Raw genomic sequence first — 18,992 nt, forward strand, 5'->3', positions numbered from 1 at the left:
ATCCATGTGCACTGTTACTTACATACCCTCATCAAACGGATTTTATCTTACCAGTAACAGGGATGAAAAGAAACTACGTCTCAAAGCAGAAGCTCCCCGTTGGTATTCTTTTGCAAGCGGTCAGTTGATGTACCCGAAAGATGGTACAGCAGGTGGCACCTGGATGGCTTTGCATGAAAACGGAAATGCCATGGTGTTGCTGAATGGTGGATTCAACAATCATCAATCAGCACCTTCTTATCGTAAAAGCCGTGGGCTCATTTTCCTGGATATTTTTGATCATCCGCAACCTATTGCTGCATTTGAGCAGATTAACCTACAGAAGATAGAACCCTTTACATTAGTTATTCGTCAGCAGCAATATTTATTTGAAGCGGTATGGGATGGTGAAGAAAAAGTTCTTACAGAATGTGATGTGCAGCAGCCCCGCATCTGGTCTTCTGCTACGCTTTATCCGCCGGATGTGGTAGCGAGGCGAAAAGAATGGTTTGAAGCCTTTATCCGTAATAACGGCACGGTGAATGATAATCATATTCTCAACTTTCATCACTTTGCAGGCGATGGTGATAAAACCAATGACGTGCTCATGAACCGCAATGATGAAATGTTTACGGTAAGTATTTCCATGCTTAACCGCAACAAACTGGATTCTTCTTTTCAATATTTTGATTTACGCAATGGTGAAAGTTCCAGGCAATTATTTACTCATCAAACACAGCCCGCTGTAACGAATGAAGTGGAATAGACTCTTTACCCATCATCCTTTCTTTATTCGTTTGTTTAACTGGGAGTACTGGAGTTTTAATACGGTGTATGGTCCTGTTTACATCATTTTTGCTGTTTTCATAATGCGTGCCGGTTTCCGGTATTTTTTTTCTGCCGCAAATCCATCTATTAAGAATGGTGGTTTTTTGATGGAAGAAAAGCAACACATCTATCCATTAATACCAACGGAATTTTATCCTGCTTATTTCTTTGTTCCGGTAGGCACACCCGAAGCGGAAGTGCAAAAACAATTTGAACAAAGCGGTTTTTCATTTCCTGTAATTGCCAAACCTGTTGTAGGTATGCAGGGTAAGGCGGTAAAGAAAGTAAAAGATCTGCAGGAGTTATTACAGTATACATCGCTTTGCACGGTTGACTTTATGGTGCAGGAATTTTCATCGTACACCATGGAAGTGGGTATTTTTTATCATCGCATTCCCGGTGAAACAAAAGGAACCGTTACAGGAATTGTAGCTAAAGAACCTATGAAAGTAACAGGCGATGGTGTTTCTTCATTGTACCGGTTAATTTGTGAAGAGCCGAGGTATATTTTACAGATGAACCAACTCAACCGTATTTATGGGGAAACATTGCTGCATGTACTGCCGAAAGGAGAGGAAATGATTTTAGTGCCTTATGGTAATCATGCACGTGGCTCCAAATTTTTGGATTGGACGGAAAAAGCAGATTCGGTCTTTATTGATAACATTGATAAAGTGTGCCGCCAAATCAACGGATTTTATTACGGAAGGCTTGATGTAATGTACAGCAACTGGGAGGAATTGCGGAACGGAACCGGTTTTCATATTATTGAATTGAACGGAGCCGGAAGTGATCCCACGCATATGTATGATCCCAGACACTCCATCTTTTTTGCATGGAAAGAAATTGTAAAGCATTGGTTGATTTTATTCCGCATCAGCCGTCTGAATCATAAAAAAGGGATTGCTTATATGAGTTGGAAAGAAGGCGCTGCCATGTTCAAAGCAAATACAGCATTGGTTAAAAAACTGGATGCTTTCGGAGAAAAAATTTAGTAACCTTTTATGCATTCATAAAGTCTTACAATCGGGTTCCTTATTGTTGTGATTAGACTTTATATTTGTTCAATGCCGCCTGTTGTTAAAATACTGCTCTGGGGATTTATCATTAGTTTTTTGGGCTCTCTTCCATTAGGCACCCTCAATGTGGCAGCCATGCAAATCGGTATTACTGATGGCATCTCACCTGCACTCTGGTTTTCTGCCGGATCTTTAACTGCTGAAATTATTTATGTGCGATTGTCACTCGTAGCGATGGATTGGGTACGCAGGCAGGAAAAATTATTAAAAGCATTGGAATGGATTACAGTGATTATTGTACTGGCATTGGCAGCTTCCAGTTTTTGGGCGGCCATTCATCCGGAAGGGGAAAAGAATGTAATCTTATCCAACACCATGCATCGGGGATTGCTCGGATTTGTGATGAGTGCCATTAACCCGGTACAGATTCCGTTCTGGTTTGGATGGAGTACGGTGCTGTTTACAAAAAATATTCTCAAGCCCGGCTTCTGGAATTATAATTCATACATACTTGGTATTGGTATAGGAACGCTTGTAGGTAATTGTGTATTTATTTTCGGTGGGAAATTAATGGCAGAGCGTTTGAATGCGAGTACTACTATCATTAACTACATCATCGGCTCTGTATTTTTAATGACAGCCATCATTCAGATCATAAGAATCTGGCGAAAGAAAGATGCCATTCATCAATTAGAACATCCGGAAGAAGTAACAGCAGGGTTGGAAGAAAAGATTCATTAATTGTTCTGCATTTCTTCCGCCCATTTATCTCTCTCATCCGGACTGAACTTCCACGGTGCAAAATTATTCTCCACATTGCTGAACATGGCATTCCATTCGCCGGGCGCATTACTGTCTTCCATAATTAACGAACGTCGTAATTCTAAAATAATGGAAAGCGGGTTGATGCTTACCGGGCATTCTTCCACACAGGCATTGCAGGTAGTGCAGGCACGCAACTCTTCAACCGTAATATAATCGTTGAGTAATTTTTTTCCATCATCAATAAAAGAACCATTGGCGTTGATATTCTTTCCTACTTCTTCCAGTCGGTCTCTTGTCTTCATCATAATAGCACGGGGGCTTAACAATTTACCGGTAGAATTTGCAGGGCATGCTGCGGAACATCTGCCACACTCTGTGCAACTGTAAGCATCCAACAAACTTTTCCAGCTCAGGTCCATCACATCTTTTGCACCGAATTTGGAAGGAGGTGTGGCATCAGTAGGAGCAAGCTCCGGCTGCATCATATACTTCACCTCGTTTTGTACCGATGTCATATTGTTCATTTCACCGGTATTGGTGAGGCGGGCGTACCATGCGTTAGGGAAGGCGAGTAAGATGTGCAGGTGTTTACTCCACGGTAAGTAGTTTAAGAAAGCAAGAATGCCAAGGATGTGCAGCCACCAGGCACTGCGTTCCATAAGAATTAAACTGTTTTCACTCATGCCCTGAAAGGAGGGAGCCAGCAGGCCGCTGATGATGAAATTTCCGGCATCATGATAATGAGCACTTCCATTGAGTTGTAATGCACGGTCTGCAGCATTCATGAGTAAAAACAAACTCATCAAAACAATTTCTGTGATGAGAATATAATTAGCATCACTACGGGGCCATCCGTTTAAATCTTTGCTGAGAAAACGTTTTATCTTCAATGCATTTCTCCGGGCAAGAAAAATCACACAACCAATCAGCACCGTTAAAGCCAATACTTCAAAACAGTTGATGAGGAAAGTGTAAAATCCGCCAAGTGGCGAAAGAAACAAACGGTGTGTACCCAGTAATCCATCCAGCACAATTTCCAGCACTTCAATGTTAATGATGATAAAACCAAGATAGATGAACAGATGCAGCACCGCAACGAACGGATTTTTAAACATCTTCTTTTGACCAAAGGCCAGCAGCAGCATATTTTTCCAGCGTTGAGGTTTGTTATCCGTCAGGTCTTCATCCATTCCTAATAAAATATTGCGACGTATTTCTTTTGCTTTTTTGCTGAAAAACCATACGGCAAATCCCAAACAGGCGGCGAAAATAATTTGCTGAGCTATCTGCATACAATCGTATTTGTATTGCTAAGATAAGGAGGAAAGATTTAGGGTAGAAGGGGAAAGGCGTAAGGTAAAAGGCATGAACCTTATCTCGAAATTGTACTATGGTTTCCTTTAGCCCTACACCTTTAACCTTACACCTTTTTCCTATCTTTAAATCATGAACGTTGAAAAGAAATACATTCTCGATAAAGAAACAGCAGCACGCAAAATCAAGCGGCTGGCTTATGAAATTGCAGAAAGGAATTACGACACCCAATTGGTGTACCTGGCAGCCATTACACAAAGCGGAATGGCCGTGGCTCACCTGCTCATGAAAGAGCTGAAGGAAATCAGCAATCTTTATATCACTTTAATTGAAGTATCGCTGGATAAGAAGAACCCGGCAGATGTGGTATTGAGCCTGAATACTGATTTTACCGGTCAAACCATTCTTTTGGTGGATGATGTGAGCAACAGTGGTCAGACCATGCTATATGCACTCCGTCCCTTCCTGCAATACCATCCCCGTAAAATACAAACACTGGCACTCGTTGAGCGTACGCACAAAACCTTTCCTGTAAATATCGACTATGTAGGTATGAGTGTAGCCACCACCGTGGAAGAGCACATTTATGTGGAATTTGAAAAAGGAGAGATCAGCGGGGCGTATATGTATTGATGAATTTATTGCAATGGAATGAATTTTTATCGAGTATTATATTGTAGTGATTACTCCAAAAAAAAAGGGGAATTCGGAATTGTAGATATCAATAAATCTCTCAATGAATATTTACTTGAAGATGGATTAGCTTTTCCAGATGGATTGTTTGATGGAGTTGAATTTTATTTGAAAGGTCCTGCAAAAAAGAATTTAGCAGATTTTCAAATGACCTATTATCCATGGCGATTAATTTCAGAAAAAATGTTTCAGGTTTTAAAAAAATACTCATCATCTAATTACTTTATTTTTTTTTGCCTTAAAAGTTAAAAAAACAGAAAATGAAAGGAGCAATTATTATTTAATGCATTTTACAAAGAAAGATGATGTGCTTGATAAAACACAAACTGGTAGTAGCTTGATGAATCCTGTAATTAAGACTGAAAGTTTATCCGAAAGAGATGTTTTTGTTTATTTAGAATATGACCCTTCTGTTTTCTGCATATCTGAAAAAGTTAGGGAGGAATTTGAAGCAAATTTAATTACTGGTTGTAGTTATCAAAAGATAACCAGGTAAATTATAATCAATTCAACCGCACCTCAAACAGCTTGCTCCAGTTCTTCCCGGTAACAAAGATTCTGTTGCCGGTGCTGTCCCATGCAATGCCATTAAAGTAGTCGGAGGGTGGTTGGGTAAGTTCAGGATAATCATTCTTCAATCCGCTGAAATCTATTTTACCCACCACATGGCCGTTACCGGGGTCAATCTTCAATACTTCGTCGGTTTGGTACACATTGGCATAAATAAATCCATTGATGTACTCCAGTTCATTGATGTTATTGCGAAGACCTGTGTTATCCTGCACACTGATGTGAGTTATTTCCTGAAATGTTTCCGGGTCACGGAAGTAAATTTTATCAGAGCCGTCGCTCATAATTAAATACTTACCATCATTGGTTAAACCCCAACCATCGGTATTATAGGTAAACTCCTTTGTGAGTTTAAAATCAGCGAGGTTATACACAAAAGCCTTTTTATCCTGCCAGGTGATCTGGAACACTTTATTGTTCATCACAGTAATTCCTTCACCAAATAATTTGCCTTTTAATACAATTTGCTGCAAAGATTTGCCGGTCGTAACCTCCACCTTCCGCAGCTTGGAGATATTTTCGCCAAAGCCCGGGTTTCCGGTTCCTTCGTATAGAAATCCGTTCAGGTATTGGAGCCCCTGGGTATAAGAGCTGGTGTCGTGCGGATACACATTTAATAAGGTATAAGTCATCTGCTGCGGGGCGGGCAGGGTTGCCACGGGATCAGCAGGTTTGTCAGGGGTATTATTATTACAGGAGCTGAGGCCGGCCAGCAGTACAGTGGCGGCAGCAAGGGTCCAATTCTTCATTCAGTTCTACTTTAGCCTCAAAAGTAGGGAAAAGCAGTGCCGTTGTTTACCAATTGCTTGTGAAGATTTTCTTTTAGTCATGGTTTCCGTTGTGTCATGAGTGCTTCTTTTCCGGAAATTTGCTCCCTCAAAGGCCGGGCAAACGGTCTTTTTTGAAAAAAGTGGGGGATTTTTCTAAAAAACTTCCTCAAAGGTTTTGCCCGAATATCTCTATCCCATACCTTTGCGCTCCCAAATAAATCTTTGGGATAGATCTTATGGCTCAACGTATCAGAATCAAATTACAGTCTTACGACCATAACCTGGTTGATAAATCGGCTGAAAAAATCGTGAAAACCGTACGCAGTACAGGTGCAGTTGTAACAGGTCCTATTCCTTTGCCTACACGCAAGAGAATTTTCACCGTGTTACGTTCACCCCACGTAAATAAGAAGAGCCGTGAGCAGTTCCAGCTTTGCACACACAAGCGCTTACTGGATATCTATACAAGCAGCAGCCGCACCGTAGACGCTTTGAGTAAGTTAGACTTACCAAGTGGTGTGGATGTAGAAATTAAAGCATGACGTGCCGTCCCGCAAGGCGGGATATTCGTCTTAAGTTCTTATAAATAACTGTCACCTCTCAATTTTCCTGCATTCAGGAAGAAAAAAGAGCTCTGATATTAAAAATTTTCTCAGCGTAAGTTGAGGTAACATATAAACTAGCCCTTCGTGGTTAGTTTACCATCAGTACTTCCGATTCGCACAGTGCGAAACAAAGGAAAAGGTTGGTGGTAAACGGGGATTGAAGATTCCGACTTTCATCGGGTTCTGTCTCTACAACCTTACAGGGCATAAACTGTAAACAAATGAAAGGTATTATCGGTAAGAAAATCGGAATGACCAGTATCTTCAGTCCCGATGGCAAGCAGCAAAGCTGCACCATTATTGAAGCTGGTCCCTGTGTAGTTACGCAGGTTAAAACACAAGACGCTGATGGTTACAGCGCATTACAATTGGCTTTTGGCGAAAAGAAAGAGAAAAACACAACTGCAGCTGAAAAAAATCACTTCGCCAAAGCAAGCACTTCTCCCAAGAAAGTAGTTAGAGAATTCCGCAATTATTTCATTGAAAAAAATATTGGTGAAACCGTTACTGCCGACATTTTCGCTGAAGGCGAGAAAGTTGATGTGGTAGGTACTACAAAAGGTAAAGGTTTCCAGGGTGTTGTAAAACGCCATGGCTTTAGCGGTGTGGGTGATGCTACACACGGTCAGCATGACCGTCAGCGTGCCCCCGGTTCACTCGGTAACTCATCTGATGCTTCACGTGTAATGAAAGGTATGCGTATGGCCGGCCGTATGGGTGCTGACAGAGTGAAAGTAAAGGGTTTGAAAGTATTGAAAATTTTCCCCGAAAAGAATTACATCCTTGTGAGCGGTTCCGTACCGGGTCATAACGGTTCAATCGTTTATATCCAGAAGTAATCACCAATTAATTCAGAAGTCATGCAAGTAGAAGTATTAAATAAATCAGGAAAAGCAACTGGCCGCAAGGTGGAATTACCCGAAGAGATTTTCGGAATTGAGCCGAATGACCATGTTATTTACCTCGCCGTAAAACAATACCTCGGTGCACAACGCCAGGGTACACATAAAGTTAAAACCCGTGCTGAAGTGAAAGGTGCCAGCCGCAAGCTGCACCGGCAAAAAGGTACAGGTGGATCCCGTAAGGGTAATATCCGTAACCCTTTATACAAGGGTGGTGGTACCATCTTCGGTCCTAAACCTCATGGTTACGATATCAAGTTGAACCGTAAGGTGAAAGATCTTGCTAAGATGAGTGCTCTTGCTTACAAAGCAAAAGAAAACGCTATCCTGGTAGTGGAAGATTTTAATATGGAGTCTCCCAAAACCAAAGAACTGGTTACTGTACTCAGCAACCTCAACATCAATGGTAAGAAAACATTGTTTGTATTGCCCGAGTATAATGATAACCTCTACCTCAGTCTGCGTAACGTACCTTCTGTATTGGGTGCACAGCTGGCTGATATCAATACCTACGACATTGTAAACAGCGATGTACTGGTATTAACAGAGAATGTTGCCAAACTTTTTAACGAAGAAGAAGTAGCAGCTTAATTAAAGACTAATTAAAACAACGTCCTGATGAGACAGAGTGAAATATTGATCAAGCCGATTGTTTCTGAAAAAAGCAATCGTTTAACAGAAAAAAAGAACACATACGCTTTTCGTGTTGGTCGCCAGGCAAATAAACTGGAGATCAAAAAAGCAGTAGAAGATTTCTACAATGTAAAAGTGGAAGATGTTCACACAATTGTGGTGCCCCGTAAAGCAAAGAACCGCATGACCAAAGCCGGTTATGTACAAGGAAGTAAGCCCGCTTACAAAAAGGCTTATGTAACTGTTGCTTCCGGCGAAACAATTGATCTGTACGGAACAGTATAAGAAAACAATGAATGGTCCGCAAGACCGCAAATATTGCAAACGATAAAACGATTTTAAAATGGCATTAAAGAAATACAAACCGGTTACAGCAGGTACCAGATGGAGAATTGGTAATGCGTATGCCGAGATTACAACAGATGCTCCTGAGAAGAGCTTGCTGGAAACAGTTAAGGCAACAGGTGGCCGTAACGCACAAGGTCGTCGTGCAATGCGTTACATCGGCGGTGGCAACAAAAAGTTATACCGTAAGATTGACTTCAAACGTAACAAGAAAGAAGTTCCCGCAAAGGTTGCTTCTATTGAATATGATCCCAACCGTACAGCATTCATCGCATTGTTGAATTATGCTGATGGTGAAAAGCGTTACATCCTTGCTCCCCAGGGATTACAGGTAGGTGCCACTATTGTAAGTGGTGATGCGGTAGCTCCTGAACTGGGTAATGCATTACAGATGAAGAATATGCCTTTAGGTACTATGATTCATAATATTGAAATGCAGCCCGGCCAGGGTGGTAAACTGGTACGCAGTGCCGGTACAAGCGCTCAGCTTACCAACAAGGAAGAGAAATATGCGGTATTAAAAATGCCCAGTGGTGAGTTGCGTAAAGTATTGATCAACTGTTTTGCTACAGTAGGTGTGGTAAGTAACAGTGATCATAACCTTGAAACAGCAGGTAAAGCCGGTGTAAACCGTTGGAAAGGTATTCGTCCCCGCAACCGTGGTGTAGCCATGAACCCTGTTGATCACCCAATGGGTGGTGGTGAAGGCCGCAGCAGTGGTGGTCACCCACGCAGCAGAACCGGTAAATATGCAAAAGGTGAAAAAACACGCTCTAAGCATAAGGGTTCAAATAAACTCATTATTCAGCGTGCTGATGGCAGCAAACTGGCGAAGTAAAAATCTGAAATCTAAAATCGATCCTTCGACTCCTCTCAGGATTCAAAGGAAAAACGAAAAAAAATAAAACATGGCTCGTTCGATTAAAAAAGGTCCTTATGTAGCTGCTCATCTTGAAAACAAGGTGTTGGCTATGAATGAAGGTAAAAGCAAGAAAGGTGTAATTAAAACATGGAGCCGCCGCTCTACAATTACTCCTGACTTTGTAGGTCACACATTTGCAGTGCACAACGGAAACAAGTTCATCCCTGTGTATGTAACAGAATTCATGGTGGGTCACAAGCTCGGTGAATTTGCCCCTACAAGAAACTTTAAAGGACACTCAAGCAAGAAGATTGCATAATAGCATTTGAAGATTGGCAATTTGAAAATTGGAAGATTCCATCATCAGATTTTCAAATCTTCAAATTACAAATGAATAAAAATGGAAGCAGTAGCAAAACTCAGAAATTATCCCACATCGCCACGCAGAATGCGTTTGCTGGCTGATGAGATCCGTGGTATGGATGTTGAAAAAGCATTGGCTTTACTGGAGTTTCATCCCCAGCATTCATCTACACCTTTGGGTAAATTATTATTAAGCGCCATCAGCAACTGGAAACAAAAGAATTCTGGTGTTGAAGAAAACGACTTGATTGTAAAAACAATTTTCGTGGATGGTGCCAGAACCATTAAGCGTCTTCGTCCTGCACCCCAGGGCCGTGCTTACCGTGTTCGCAAGCGCAGCAACCATGTAACAATCATTGTAGATAAGAAAAATTAATTGATCATACTATTTAAACCATTCTATGGGTCAGAAAGCAAATCCAATTGGTAACAGGTTAGGTATCATCCGTGGCTGGGACAGTAACTGGTACGGCAACAAAAAAGATTTTGCCGGCAAGCTGATTGAGGATAACAAAATCAGAACCTATCTCAATGCCCGTATCAATAAAGGTGGTATTTCTAAAATCGTTATTGAGCGTACACTCAATAAGCTGATTGTTACCATTCATACTTCCAAGCCTGGTATCATCATTGGTAAAGGTGGCGGTGAAGTAGATCGTATCAAAGAAGAGTTGAAAAAACTTACGAGCAACGAAGATGTTCAGATCAACATCCTGGAGATCCGTCGCCCTGAAGTAGATGCCAACATTGTAGCGGATACAATTGCCCGTCAGATCGAAAACCGTATCAACTATAAGCGTGCTGTGAAAATGGCGATCGCTTCTGCACTCCGCATGGGTGCTGAAGGTATCAAGGTAAAAGTAAGCGGCCGTTTAGGTGGTGCTGAAATTGCCCGTACTGAGGAAATCAAACAAGGTCGTACACCATTGCACACTTTCCGTATGGATATTGATTATGCGAACGTGTTTGCATTAACCGTTTACGGTAAAATCGGTATCAAAGTATGGATCTGTAAAGGTGAAGTATTGAGCAAGCGTGACCTGAACCCCAACTTCATTGGTGGTGGTAAAGAAGGTGGTAACGAAAGAAGAGAAGAGCGCAGAGATGACAGACGTGGTGGTGATAGAAGAGACGACCGCAGAGGCGGTGGTGGTGGCCAGCGCCGTGGCGAAAGAAAAGGACAATAAGTAAATACGGAGTACGAGGTAAGAGGTACGACGTAAGAAAAGAAAACAACAAACAGTAACAAGAAATATAAACAACAATGTTACAGCCGAAAAGAACGAAACACAGAAAATCGCAGAAAGGCCGCATTCGTGAAGTAGCCAAGCGTGGCACCAGCATTTCATTTGGCTCTTATGCTTTAAAAGCTTTGGAACCGGTTTGGTTAACCAACCGCCAGATTGAAAGTGCCCGTCAGGCCATGACACGTGCTATGAAACGTGAAGGGAATGTATGGATCAGAGTGTTTCCTGATAAAGTAATTACACGTAAGCCTGCGGAGGTACGTATGGGTAAAGGTAAAGGTAACCCTGAAGGATGGGCTGCTATTGTAGAACCCGGACGTATTTTGTTCGAAGCTGATGGCGTACCTGAAACAGTAGCAAAAGAAGCAATGGCACTGGCTGCTCAGAAGCTTCCTATCAAAACAAAGTTCATTGTGCGCAGGGATTTGGTAGCGTAATAAAATAGTACAACAGATAAACTGATTATCATGGCTAAGAAAACTGATTTTTTAAAGAGCATCCAGGATTTAAACGCAACTGATCTTTCAGCACGTATTAAAGAAGATGAGCTCCGTCTCAAAAAACTGGAGTTTGCACATGCTATCTCTCCGTTGGAGAATCCCATGAGCATCCGTGGTTTGAGAAAAGATATTGCCCGTTTAAAAACCGTGTTGAAACAAAAACAGGCAGTTGCTTAATACAGCTGATTGATTCAGCGAAAGCTTAAAAAACTAAAGTAATGTCAGAAAGAAATTTACGTAAAACGAAGACAGGTGTTGTTACCAGCAGCAAAATGGATAAGACCATTACAGTAGCTGTTGAGCGTAAAGTAAAACACCCCATCTACGGAAAGTTTGTAAAGAAAACAACCAAGTTCCATGCACATGACGAAAAGAATGAGTGTGGAGTAGGTGATACTGTGAAGATCATGGAAAGCCGTCCTCTGAGCAAAACCAAGCGTTGGAGACTGGTAGAAGTGGTGGAGAAAGCAAAATAAGTAATTGCAGATTGGCGATTGCAGATTGCAGACTGGAATGCACTGCTCCCAAATCTGAAATCAAAAATCTGAAATCTAAAATAGTTTAAGATGATTCAGCAAGAAAGCAGGTTAAACGTAGCCGATAACAGCGGTGCTAAAGAAGTACTCTGCATTAAAGTATTGGGCAACAGTGGCCAGGATTATGCAAAAATCGGTGACAAGATTGTAGTTACTGTTAAGGATGCATTGCCCGGCGGTGGTATCAAAAAAGGTACCGTTGCTAAAGCAGTAATTGTGCGTACCAAAAACAAGTTGCGCCGTAAGGATGGTTCTTACATTCGTTTTGATGACAACGCTGTTGTTATTCTTAACGCAAGTGATGAGCCCCGTGGTACACGTATCTTCGGCCCTGTAGCAAGAGAGTTGCGTGATAAAGGTTATATGAAGATCATTTCATTGGCGCCTGAAGTGCTGTAAAAACAGCAGTGAGCTTTTAGCTATGAGCTATGAGCCCACATAAATGAAAGTTTCTAATTGCTCGAAGCTCATCGCTGACAGCTCAAAGCTTAATAAAAAATGAAGACAAGATTTCAACCAAAGTTCAACATCAAAAAAGGCGATTCAGTAGTTGTAATTGCCGGTGATGATAAGGATGTGAAGAAACCACGTACGGTATTGGAAGTATTTCCTGATAAAAGCCGTGTACTGGTTGAAGGTGTAAACGTTGTAACCAAGCATACCAAACCCAGTGCACAAAACACAAAGGGTGGTATTGTAAAAAAGGAAGCGCCTATCCACATCAGCAATGTGATGATCTGGGATGGCAAGCAGGCTACCAAAGTGCAACGCACCCGTGAAAACGGTAAGCTGGTTCGTGTATCCAAAAAGAGCGGACAGGCTATTAAGTAATTAAGAACAAGTGTAAATAAGATATACAATGAGCACAACAAAATATACTCCCCGTTTAGCCAGCAAATACAAAGCTGAAGTTGTTCCTGCTTTGATGAAGCGCTTTGGTTATAAGAGCATCATGCAGGTGCCTAAGCTTGAAAAAATCTGTTTGAACCGTGGTGTAAACGGTGCAGTAAATGATAAGAAGCTGGTGGATATTGCTTTGGAAGAATTAACTATGATTACCGGACAAAAAGCGGTAGCTACTTCTTCCAAGAAAGATATCTCTAACTTTAAGTTGCGTAAAGGAATGCCGATTGGTGCACGTGTTACATTACGTGGTACCAACATGTATGAATTCCTGGATCGTTTAATCTCCAGTGCATTACCCCGTGTGCGTGACTTTAAAGGTGTAAATGATAAAAGTTTTGACGGCCGTGGTAACTATACGATGGGAGTTACAGAGCAGATCATTTTCCCTGAAATTGATATTGACAAGGTAAACAAGATCACCGGTCTTGACATTACGTTTGTAACGACTGCTTCTACTAACGAAGAAGCGTATGAGTTACTGAAGGAAATGGGAATGCCTTTCAAAAACGCTAAAAAGGATTAATTAAAATAACAAGCATCAAAAAGCAGGAACCAACCGGGACTTGTGATTTGAAATTTGGAACTTAAATAAAACAAAATGGCTAAAACATCAGTAAAAGCCCGTCAAAAGAAAAGAGAAAGAATGGCAGCTCAGTATGCTGAGAAGCGTGCTGCTTTAAAAGCTGCAGGTGATTATGCTGCTCTGGATAAACTTCCAAAGAATGCATCGCCTGTACGTTTAAAGAACCGTTGCCAGTTAACCGGCCGTCCTAAGGGTTACATGCGTTACTTTGGTATATCACGTGTTATTTTCCGTGATATGGCACTTAACGGACAGATCCCAGGCGTTAAGAAAGCCAGTTGGTAATCCTCTTTTTGAGATGAATGTGTGCAGGTTTTGAATATGATGCACACGAAGCAAACAATTTTAACATCATTCAACTAACGAATTAAAAAATGGTAACAGATCCTATTGCAGATTTCCTCACACGTGTACGTAACGCTCAAATGGCAGGGCACCGCATTGTAGAAATTCCTGCAAGCAATTTAAAAAAGCGTATTACAGAAATTCTGTATGAGCAAGGTTATATCTTAAAATATAAGTTTGAAGATAACAACACACAAGGCGTTATTAAAATCGCTTTGAAATACGATCCTCAAACACGTGTTCCGGCTATTCAATCAATGGAAAGAATCAGCCGTCCCGGTTTGCGTCAATACGCCAAGCCCGATGAGTTTCGCCGTGTAAAGAATGGTTTGGGTATTGCCATCGTAAGTACATCAAAAGGTGTAATGACTGATAAGCAGGCAAAAGCCAATAATGTAGGTGGTGAAGTTCTTTGCTACGTATATTAAAATTTGATAATTGGCCAATTTGAAAATTTGAAAATGGTTTCAAATTGGCAGCTATAAAAACTCAGTCGATAATTTAAGTTCTCTATACGGCAACTGAAAACGCTGAGGTTCATTTTCAAATTAACTAATATTCAAATTTTCAAATTGTATGTCTCGTATAGGTAAAAAGCCGGTAACAGTTCCCCAGGGTGTAACTGTAACAGTTGGTAAAGACAATGTAATTACAGTAAAAGGTCCTAAAGGTGAATTGAAAGAAGCCATTGACCGTGATATCACTGTAGAAGTAAAAGATGGTGAAGTAACGTTCAGCCGTCCTACAGATCAGGGTCGTCACCGTGCTTTGCATGGTTTGTACCGTGCTTTAGTTAGTAACATGGTAAAAGGTGTTACAGAAGGTTTCACCAAGAAACTGGAACTGGTGGGTGTAGGTTATAAAGCCGCTAACCAGGGTAATATTCTTGACCTTGCTTTAGGTTACTCACACAACATCATTGTTGAGGTTCCGAAAGAACTGAAAGTAGCTACTGCCCAGGAAAAAGGTCAGAACCCTACCATCACTTTAGAAGGAATTGATAAGCAATTGCTGGGTGCTGTTGCAGCCAAACTCCGCAGCTTACGTAAGCCTGAGCCATACAAAGGAAAGGGCGTGAAGTACAGTGGTGAATTTATCCGTCGTAAGGCAGGTAAAGCAGCAGGTAAGTAAAGCCCCCATCCCCTAAAGGGGAGTTAGGGAATAAATTTTCAAATTTCTTCCGGCAGTATCGGGAGAGTTAAATAAAGAAAGATGAAAACAGGAAGTAAATTAGTACGGAGACAAAAAATCCGTCACAGCATCCGCAAAAAAGTTGCAGGTACACCCGCCAGACCACGTTTGAGTGTGTATCGCAGCAATGCTGATATCTATGTACAGTTGATTGATGATGTAAACGGCGCAACATTAGCATCTGCATCATCTGCTGACAAGGACATTAAAGCACAAAAAGGTACCAAGATTGAAAAAAGCAAGCTTGTAGGTGCAACAATTGCACAGAAAGCAAGTGCTCTTGGCCTGGAAGCTGTGGTATTTGATCGTGGTGGTAATCTGTACCATGGCCGTGTGAAAGCTGTGGCTGATGGTGCTCGTGAAGCCGGATTGAAATTCTAATTTTTAAATCGTAAACATTTAATTTTTTATAAATGTCGAAAGTAATTACAAACAAAGTAAAAGCCGGTGACCTGGAACTGAAAGAAAAGGTAGTTGCCATTAACCGTGTGGTGAAAACAACCAAAGGTGGTCGTGCCTTCAGTTTCTCTGCAGTAGTGGTAGTAGGAAATGAAAATGGGGTGGTTGGTCATGGTTTAGGTAAAGCCAAAGAAGTTCAACAGGCTATTGCTAAAGGAATTGAAGATGCGAAGAAGAATCTCATCAAAGTTCCTGTTATGAAGGGTACGATCCCTCATGATCAATTAGCAAAAGAAGGTGCTTCTAAAGTATTGATCAAACCAGCTGCACATGGTACGGGTGTAATTGCAGGAGGAAGTATGCGTGCAGTACTGGAAAGTGCCGGTGTTACTGACGTATTAGCAAAGTCATTGGGTTCTGCTAATCCTCATAACGTGGTGCGTGCAACCTTCAAAGCTTTAGCAATGTTGCGTGAGCCACTGAATGTTTCAAGAACAAGAAACCTCGGTTTGAAAAAAGTATTTAACGGATAATTGAATACAGTCGTCAGTCGTCAGTCGACAGTCGACAGTCAAAAAAAGACTAGAATATGAAAAAAGTAAAAATCACTTTGGTAAAAAGCCCGATCGACAGACCTGAGCGTCAAAAGCTCACGCTGAAAGCGTTGGGTTTAAATAAAACCAATTCTTCTAAAGAAGTAGAAGCTACACCACAGGTGCTGGGCATGATCAACAAGGTGAACCACCTGTTGAAAGTAGAAGAAGTTGCATAATTTGAAAATTTGAAAATGAGCCAATTTGAAAATTTTGGTTCTTTCATTTTCAAATCTTCAAATTCACAAATTTTCAAATTATAAATGCGAGGGGTGATTCCCCGTAAGTTCAAAATCAGATAAAAGATGAAACTGCACACTTTAAAACCTGCAAAAGGTTCTGTAAAAAAAGAAAAACGTTTAGGTCGTGGTGAAGCATCCGGTAAGGGTGGTACTTCTACAAAAGGTAACAAAGGCGGACAAAGCCGTGCCGGTTACAAAAGCAAAATGGCGCATGAAGGTGGACAGATGCCTATTCAGCGTCGTGTTCCCAAGCGTGGTTTTAAAAACCCGGATCGTGTAGAATACAAAGTATTCAACCTGGGTCAGATTGAAACGATTGCTGAAAAATATGGCTTCAGCGAATTCTCTCTTGAAAATCTTTATACCAACGGATTGATCAGCCGCACTGATAAAGTAAAAGTATTAGGTAACGGTGAAATCAAAACCAAACTCACCTTCAAAGTAAACGCTGTAAGCGCTAAAGCAAAAACAGCTATTGAAAGTGCCGGCGGAAGCGTTGAAACTGTAAAGTAATTTTCACGATATTTGCCCGACCCATGCCAAAGCAGGGTCGTTTTTTTGTTTCGGGTAAAAATTAAAAAAGAAATTTTCCAGTGAAAAAACTAATTCAAACCCTTAAGAATATCTGGAGCATCGAGGAGTTAAAGGATAAAATCGTTTACACTCTTTTATTGTTACTGGTATATCGTATCGGTTCTCATATTGTACTGCCGGGTGTTGATCCTAACGGTTTAACCCAGTTAGGTGAGAAAGCCAAAGGCGGATTGCTTGGTATTTTTGATTCATTTGCGGGTGGTGCCTTTTCAAGTGCATCTATTTTTGCATTAGGTATCATGCCCTATATCTCTGCATCTATCTTTATGCAGCTGATGACCATCCTTGTTCCTCAATTGCAAAAATTGCAGAAAGAAGGTGAAAGCGGTCGTAAGAAAATCAACCAATGGACAAGGTATCTCACCGTTATTGTTACATTGTTCCAGGCAAGTGCGTATGTAACGTACCTGCGTGATCCTAACGTAGCAGGTGGTGCTATCAGCCAGGCTTTATCAGCCACTACTTTCTGGGCCTTAACTACCATCATCTTAACTGCAGGTACTTTGTTTGTAATGTGGTTAGGTGAGCGTATTACTGATAAAGGTTTAGGCAACGGTACATCCCTCATCATCATGATTGGTATCCTTGCACGTTTCCCTGCATCTGTTGCTGCAGAATTTGATTCCAAGATGAACCGTGGCGGTGGTGGTCTCTTAATTTTTATGATTGAGATAGCTGTACTAATTGCTATCATCATGGGATTGATTGTACTGGTTCAGGGCGTAAGAAAGATTGCCATCAATTATGCCAAGCAGATTGTAGGCAACCGTCAGTTTGGTGGTGCCCGCCAGTTCTTACCCATTAAAGTAAACAGTGCAGGTGTAATGCCTATCATTTTTGCACAGGCCATCATGTTCCTTCCTACCTTGCTGGTTGGTTTTAATGCCACAAAAGGTATTGCGGCCACACTCAGCGATCATGGTAATATCTGGTACATGGTGATTTACTCAATTCTTGTAATTGGGTTCACCTTCCTGTACACAGCGTTAATCTTCAATCCGAAACAGATTGCGGATAACCTGAAACAAAACAACGGATTTATTCCCGGTGTAAAACCCGGCCAACCGACTGCTGATTATATCGGTAGTGTAATGGATAAGATTACTTTACCAGGTGCTATTTTCCTTGCTTTCGTTGGTATTTTACCGGGTATTGCAAAGAATTTAAATGTAACAAGTGGTTTCTCCACCTTCTTTGGTGGTACATCACTGTTAATCATGGTAGGTGTAATTTTGGATACCTTACAGCAAATTGAAACACACTTACTGATGCGTCAATATGATGGATTGATGAAAGGAGGAAGAATACAGGGACGCCAGACTGCATCAACAACAAGTATTTAAAAAAATAGTACAAAGCGAAACCCTGGCAAAACAGTCAGGGTTTTTTAATAAGTTATGATTCACTTACGCTCACCATTGGAAATAGAACTCATCCGCAAAAGTGCTTTGCTGGTGGGTGATGCCATTGCAGAAGCAGCCAAAATGCTGAAGCCGGGTATTACCACGATGCAGGTAGATGCAAGAATAGAGCAGTTTATCCTGGAACATGGAGCCATTCCCTCTTTTAAAAATTATCAGAACAGTTATCCTTATGCCAGTTGTATATCAGTGAATGATGCAGTGGTACATGGATTTCCTACGAATAGTGTTTTGAAAGAAGGCGATGTGGTTTCAGTTGATGTGGGTGCATTTATGAATGGCTATCATGGCGACAGTGCTTATACGTTTATCATTGGCTCTGCAGGTGATGATGTAAAGCAATTGCTCCGCATCACAAAAGAATCATTGTACAAAGGCATTGAAAAAGCTGTACACGGGAACAGGGTGGGTGATGTTTCATTTGCCATCCAGGATTATACAGAGAAGCAGCATGGTTATGGTGTGGTGCGTGAACTCGTAGGTCATGGTATTGGCAGAAAGCTGCACGAAGATCCGCAGGTGCCCAATTATGGAAAACGTGGTAACGGTGCCAAGTTGAAAGAAGGAACCATCATTGCTATTGAACCCATGGTGAACATGGGTGTAAAAGAAGTGTATCATGCAGAAGATGGCTGGACCATTTTAACGCAGGACGGAAAGCCCAGTGCCCATTATGAGCATACAGTTTGCGTAAAACGTGGCAAAGCAGATATACTTTCATCGTTCGCTGCTATTGAGGCTGCGGAAAAAGCCAATCCAAATTTGGATGCTTCTTATTACTGATGGT

31 protein-coding genes are annotated in these 18,992 nt (G+C 41.3%); 29 read left to right on the forward strand and 2 right to left on the reverse strand.

Going from position 1 to position 18,992, the window contains the following annotated elements; genetic code table 11:
- Positions 1-4 precede the first annotated feature (4 nt).
- From PDL71_RS06680 to PDL71_RS06690, 3 genes are all read left to right on the forward strand, one after another.
- Positions 5-745 carry an NRDE family protein gene (locus PDL71_RS06680; RefSeq protein WP_407527089.1) on the forward strand — a complete coding sequence of 247 codons (741 nt, stop codon included), beginning with the start codon at positions 5-7 and terminating at the stop codon, positions 743-745.
- Positions 732-1,802: a hypothetical protein gene (locus tag PDL71_RS06685; protein WP_407527092.1), complete on the forward strand. Its 1,071-nt coding sequence runs from the start codon at positions 732-734 to the stop codon at positions 1,800-1,802. The genes PDL71_RS06680 and PDL71_RS06685 overlap by 14 nt, the downstream gene beginning before the upstream one ends.
- A gap of 72 nt (positions 1,803-1,874) precedes the next feature.
- On the forward strand, positions 1,875-2,567 hold the full coding sequence (locus tag PDL71_RS06690; protein WP_407527095.1) for a LysE family translocator: 693 nt from the start codon (positions 1,875-1,877) through the stop codon (positions 2,565-2,567).
- Here the strand turns inward: PDL71_RS06690 and PDL71_RS06695 are convergent.
- Complete coding sequence (locus PDL71_RS06695) at positions 2,564-3,883, reverse strand: 4Fe-4S dicluster domain-containing protein (protein ID WP_407527098.1); 1,320 nt, start codon at positions 3,881-3,883, stop codon at positions 2,564-2,566. The two genes, PDL71_RS06690 and PDL71_RS06695, sit on opposite strands and share 4 nt — an antisense overlap.
- A gap of 154 nt (positions 3,884-4,037) precedes the next feature.
- Here PDL71_RS06695 and PDL71_RS06700 point away from each other — a divergent pair, with 154 nt between their 5' ends.
- Genes PDL71_RS06700 through PDL71_RS06710 form a run of 3 tightly spaced genes read left to right on the forward strand, consistent with a single transcriptional unit; the run spans position 4,038 to position 5,094 of the window.
- Positions 4,038-4,538 carry a phosphoribosyltransferase family protein gene (locus PDL71_RS06700; protein ID WP_407527101.1) on the forward strand — a complete coding sequence of 167 codons (501 nt, stop codon included), beginning with the start codon at positions 4,038-4,040 and terminating at the stop codon, positions 4,536-4,538.
- 18 nt (positions 4,539-4,556) lie between these two features.
- Complete coding sequence (locus tag PDL71_RS06705) at positions 4,557-4,847, forward strand: hypothetical protein (protein ID WP_407527104.1); 291 nt, start codon at positions 4,557-4,559, stop codon at positions 4,845-4,847.
- 34 nt (positions 4,848-4,881) lie between these two features.
- Complete coding sequence (locus PDL71_RS06710; RefSeq protein ID WP_407527107.1) at positions 4,882-5,094, forward strand: hypothetical protein; 213 nt, start codon at positions 4,882-4,884, stop codon at positions 5,092-5,094.
- Between the two features lie 7 nt (positions 5,095-5,101).
- Here PDL71_RS06710 and PDL71_RS06715 read toward each other — a convergent pair whose 3' ends face one another.
- Positions 5,102-5,917 (reverse strand): glutaminyl-peptide cyclotransferase, encoded by an 816-nt coding sequence (locus tag PDL71_RS06715; protein ID WP_407527109.1) that lies wholly within the window; start codon positions 5,915-5,917, stop codon positions 5,102-5,104.
- Positions 5,918-6,174: 257 nt separating this feature from the next.
- On the opposite strand from PDL71_RS06715, the gene rpsJ reads away from it, so the two are divergent.
- The 23 genes from rpsJ (at position 6,175) to map (ending at position 18,988) form a co-directional block, all read left to right on the forward strand.
- On the forward strand, positions 6,175-6,480 hold the full coding sequence (gene rpsJ, locus PDL71_RS06720) for a 30S ribosomal protein S10 (RefSeq protein ID WP_129132889.1): 306 nt from the start codon (positions 6,175-6,177) through the stop codon (positions 6,478-6,480).
- Between the two features lie 284 nt (positions 6,481-6,764).
- Positions 6,765-7,382, forward strand: coding sequence for a 50S ribosomal protein L3 (gene rplC / locus PDL71_RS06725; RefSeq protein WP_407527112.1), 618 nt, complete (start codon positions 6,765-6,767; stop codon positions 7,380-7,382).
- 21 nt (positions 7,383-7,403) lie between these two features.
- Entirely contained in the window at positions 7,404-8,036 is a 633-nt protein-coding gene (rplD, locus tag PDL71_RS06730) for a 50S ribosomal protein L4 (protein ID WP_407527115.1), read from the forward strand.
- 27 nt (positions 8,037-8,063) lie between these two features.
- Positions 8,064-8,363, forward strand: coding sequence for a 50S ribosomal protein L23 (gene rplW / locus PDL71_RS06735; RefSeq protein ID WP_407527118.1), 300 nt, complete (start codon positions 8,064-8,066; stop codon positions 8,361-8,363).
- A gap of 58 nt (positions 8,364-8,421) precedes the next feature.
- Positions 8,422-9,261 (forward strand): 50S ribosomal protein L2, encoded by an 840-nt coding sequence (gene rplB, locus PDL71_RS06740; protein WP_407527121.1) that lies wholly within the window; start codon positions 8,422-8,424, stop codon positions 9,259-9,261.
- 70 nt (positions 9,262-9,331) lie between these two features.
- Entirely contained in the window at positions 9,332-9,604 is a 273-nt protein-coding gene (gene rpsS / locus PDL71_RS06745; RefSeq protein WP_407527124.1) for a 30S ribosomal protein S19, read from the forward strand.
- An 81-nt stretch (positions 9,605-9,685) separates the two neighbouring features.
- Positions 9,686-10,024, forward strand: a complete 339-nt coding sequence (rplV, locus tag PDL71_RS06750) for a 50S ribosomal protein L22 (protein ID WP_407527127.1) — start codon at positions 9,686-9,688, stop codon at positions 10,022-10,024.
- A gap of 25 nt (positions 10,025-10,049) precedes the next feature.
- A complete protein-coding gene (gene rpsC, locus PDL71_RS06755; protein ID WP_407527130.1) occupies positions 10,050-10,835 on the forward strand; it encodes a 30S ribosomal protein S3 in 786 nt (261 codons plus the stop codon).
- A 77-nt stretch (positions 10,836-10,912) separates the two neighbouring features.
- Entirely contained in the window at positions 10,913-11,332 is a 420-nt protein-coding gene (gene rplP, locus PDL71_RS06760) for a 50S ribosomal protein L16 (protein WP_407527133.1), read from the forward strand.
- Positions 11,333-11,362: 30 nt separating this feature from the next.
- Entirely contained in the window at positions 11,363-11,572 is a 210-nt protein-coding gene (gene rpmC, locus PDL71_RS06765; RefSeq protein WP_407527136.1) for a 50S ribosomal protein L29, read from the forward strand.
- 41 nt (positions 11,573-11,613) lie between these two features.
- The gene (rpsQ, locus tag PDL71_RS06770; protein ID WP_407527138.1) at positions 11,614-11,871 is read left to right on the forward strand and encodes a 30S ribosomal protein S17; all 258 of its coding nucleotides are present in this window, start codon (positions 11,614-11,616) and stop codon (positions 11,869-11,871) included.
- Between the two features lie 90 nt (positions 11,872-11,961).
- On the forward strand, positions 11,962-12,330 hold the full coding sequence (gene rplN / locus PDL71_RS06775) for a 50S ribosomal protein L14 (protein WP_129132878.1): 369 nt from the start codon (positions 11,962-11,964) through the stop codon (positions 12,328-12,330).
- Positions 12,331-12,429: 99 nt separating this feature from the next.
- On the forward strand, positions 12,430-12,762 hold the full coding sequence (rplX, locus tag PDL71_RS06780) for a 50S ribosomal protein L24 (protein WP_407527142.1): 333 nt from the start codon (positions 12,430-12,432) through the stop codon (positions 12,760-12,762).
- Between the two features lie 28 nt (positions 12,763-12,790).
- Positions 12,791-13,360 (forward strand): 50S ribosomal protein L5, encoded by a 570-nt coding sequence (gene rplE, locus PDL71_RS06785; RefSeq protein ID WP_407527145.1) that lies wholly within the window; start codon positions 12,791-12,793, stop codon positions 13,358-13,360.
- A gap of 75 nt (positions 13,361-13,435) precedes the next feature.
- A complete protein-coding gene (gene rpsN, locus PDL71_RS06790; protein WP_407527148.1) occupies positions 13,436-13,705 on the forward strand; it encodes a 30S ribosomal protein S14 in 270 nt (89 codons plus the stop codon).
- A gap of 89 nt (positions 13,706-13,794) precedes the next feature.
- Positions 13,795-14,193 carry a 30S ribosomal protein S8 gene (gene rpsH, locus PDL71_RS06795; RefSeq protein WP_407527151.1) on the forward strand — a complete coding sequence of 133 codons (399 nt, stop codon included), beginning with the start codon at positions 13,795-13,797 and terminating at the stop codon, positions 14,191-14,193.
- Between the two features lie 148 nt (positions 14,194-14,341).
- Complete coding sequence (gene rplF, locus PDL71_RS06800) at positions 14,342-14,896, forward strand: 50S ribosomal protein L6 (protein WP_407527154.1); 555 nt, start codon at positions 14,342-14,344, stop codon at positions 14,894-14,896.
- An 81-nt stretch (positions 14,897-14,977) separates the two neighbouring features.
- The gene (gene rplR / locus PDL71_RS06805) at positions 14,978-15,337 is read left to right on the forward strand and encodes a 50S ribosomal protein L18 (RefSeq protein ID WP_407527157.1); all 360 of its coding nucleotides are present in this window, start codon (positions 14,978-14,980) and stop codon (positions 15,335-15,337) included.
- Between the two features lie 32 nt (positions 15,338-15,369).
- Complete coding sequence (gene rpsE / locus PDL71_RS06810; protein WP_407527160.1) at positions 15,370-15,888, forward strand: 30S ribosomal protein S5; 519 nt, start codon at positions 15,370-15,372, stop codon at positions 15,886-15,888.
- 56 nt (positions 15,889-15,944) lie between these two features.
- Entirely contained in the window at positions 15,945-16,127 is a 183-nt protein-coding gene (rpmD, locus tag PDL71_RS06815; RefSeq protein ID WP_407527163.1) for a 50S ribosomal protein L30, read from the forward strand.
- Positions 16,128-16,253: 126 nt separating this feature from the next.
- Positions 16,254-16,703 carry a 50S ribosomal protein L15 gene (gene rplO, locus PDL71_RS06820; protein ID WP_407527165.1) on the forward strand — a complete coding sequence of 150 codons (450 nt, stop codon included), beginning with the start codon at positions 16,254-16,256 and terminating at the stop codon, positions 16,701-16,703.
- 80 nt (positions 16,704-16,783) lie between these two features.
- On the forward strand, positions 16,784-18,127 hold the full coding sequence (gene secY, locus PDL71_RS06825) for a preprotein translocase subunit SecY (RefSeq protein ID WP_407527167.1): 1,344 nt from the start codon (positions 16,784-16,786) through the stop codon (positions 18,125-18,127).
- Between the two features lie 54 nt (positions 18,128-18,181).
- The gene (gene map, locus PDL71_RS06830) at positions 18,182-18,988 is read left to right on the forward strand and encodes a type I methionyl aminopeptidase (protein WP_407527170.1); all 807 of its coding nucleotides are present in this window, start codon (positions 18,182-18,184) and stop codon (positions 18,986-18,988) included.
- Positions 18,989-18,992 lie beyond the last annotated feature (4 nt).

Origin of the sequence: Lacibacter sp. MH-610, assembly GCF_045780045.1 — a bacterium.
Lineage (GTDB): Bacteria > Bacteroidota > Bacteroidia > Chitinophagales > Chitinophagaceae > Lacibacter.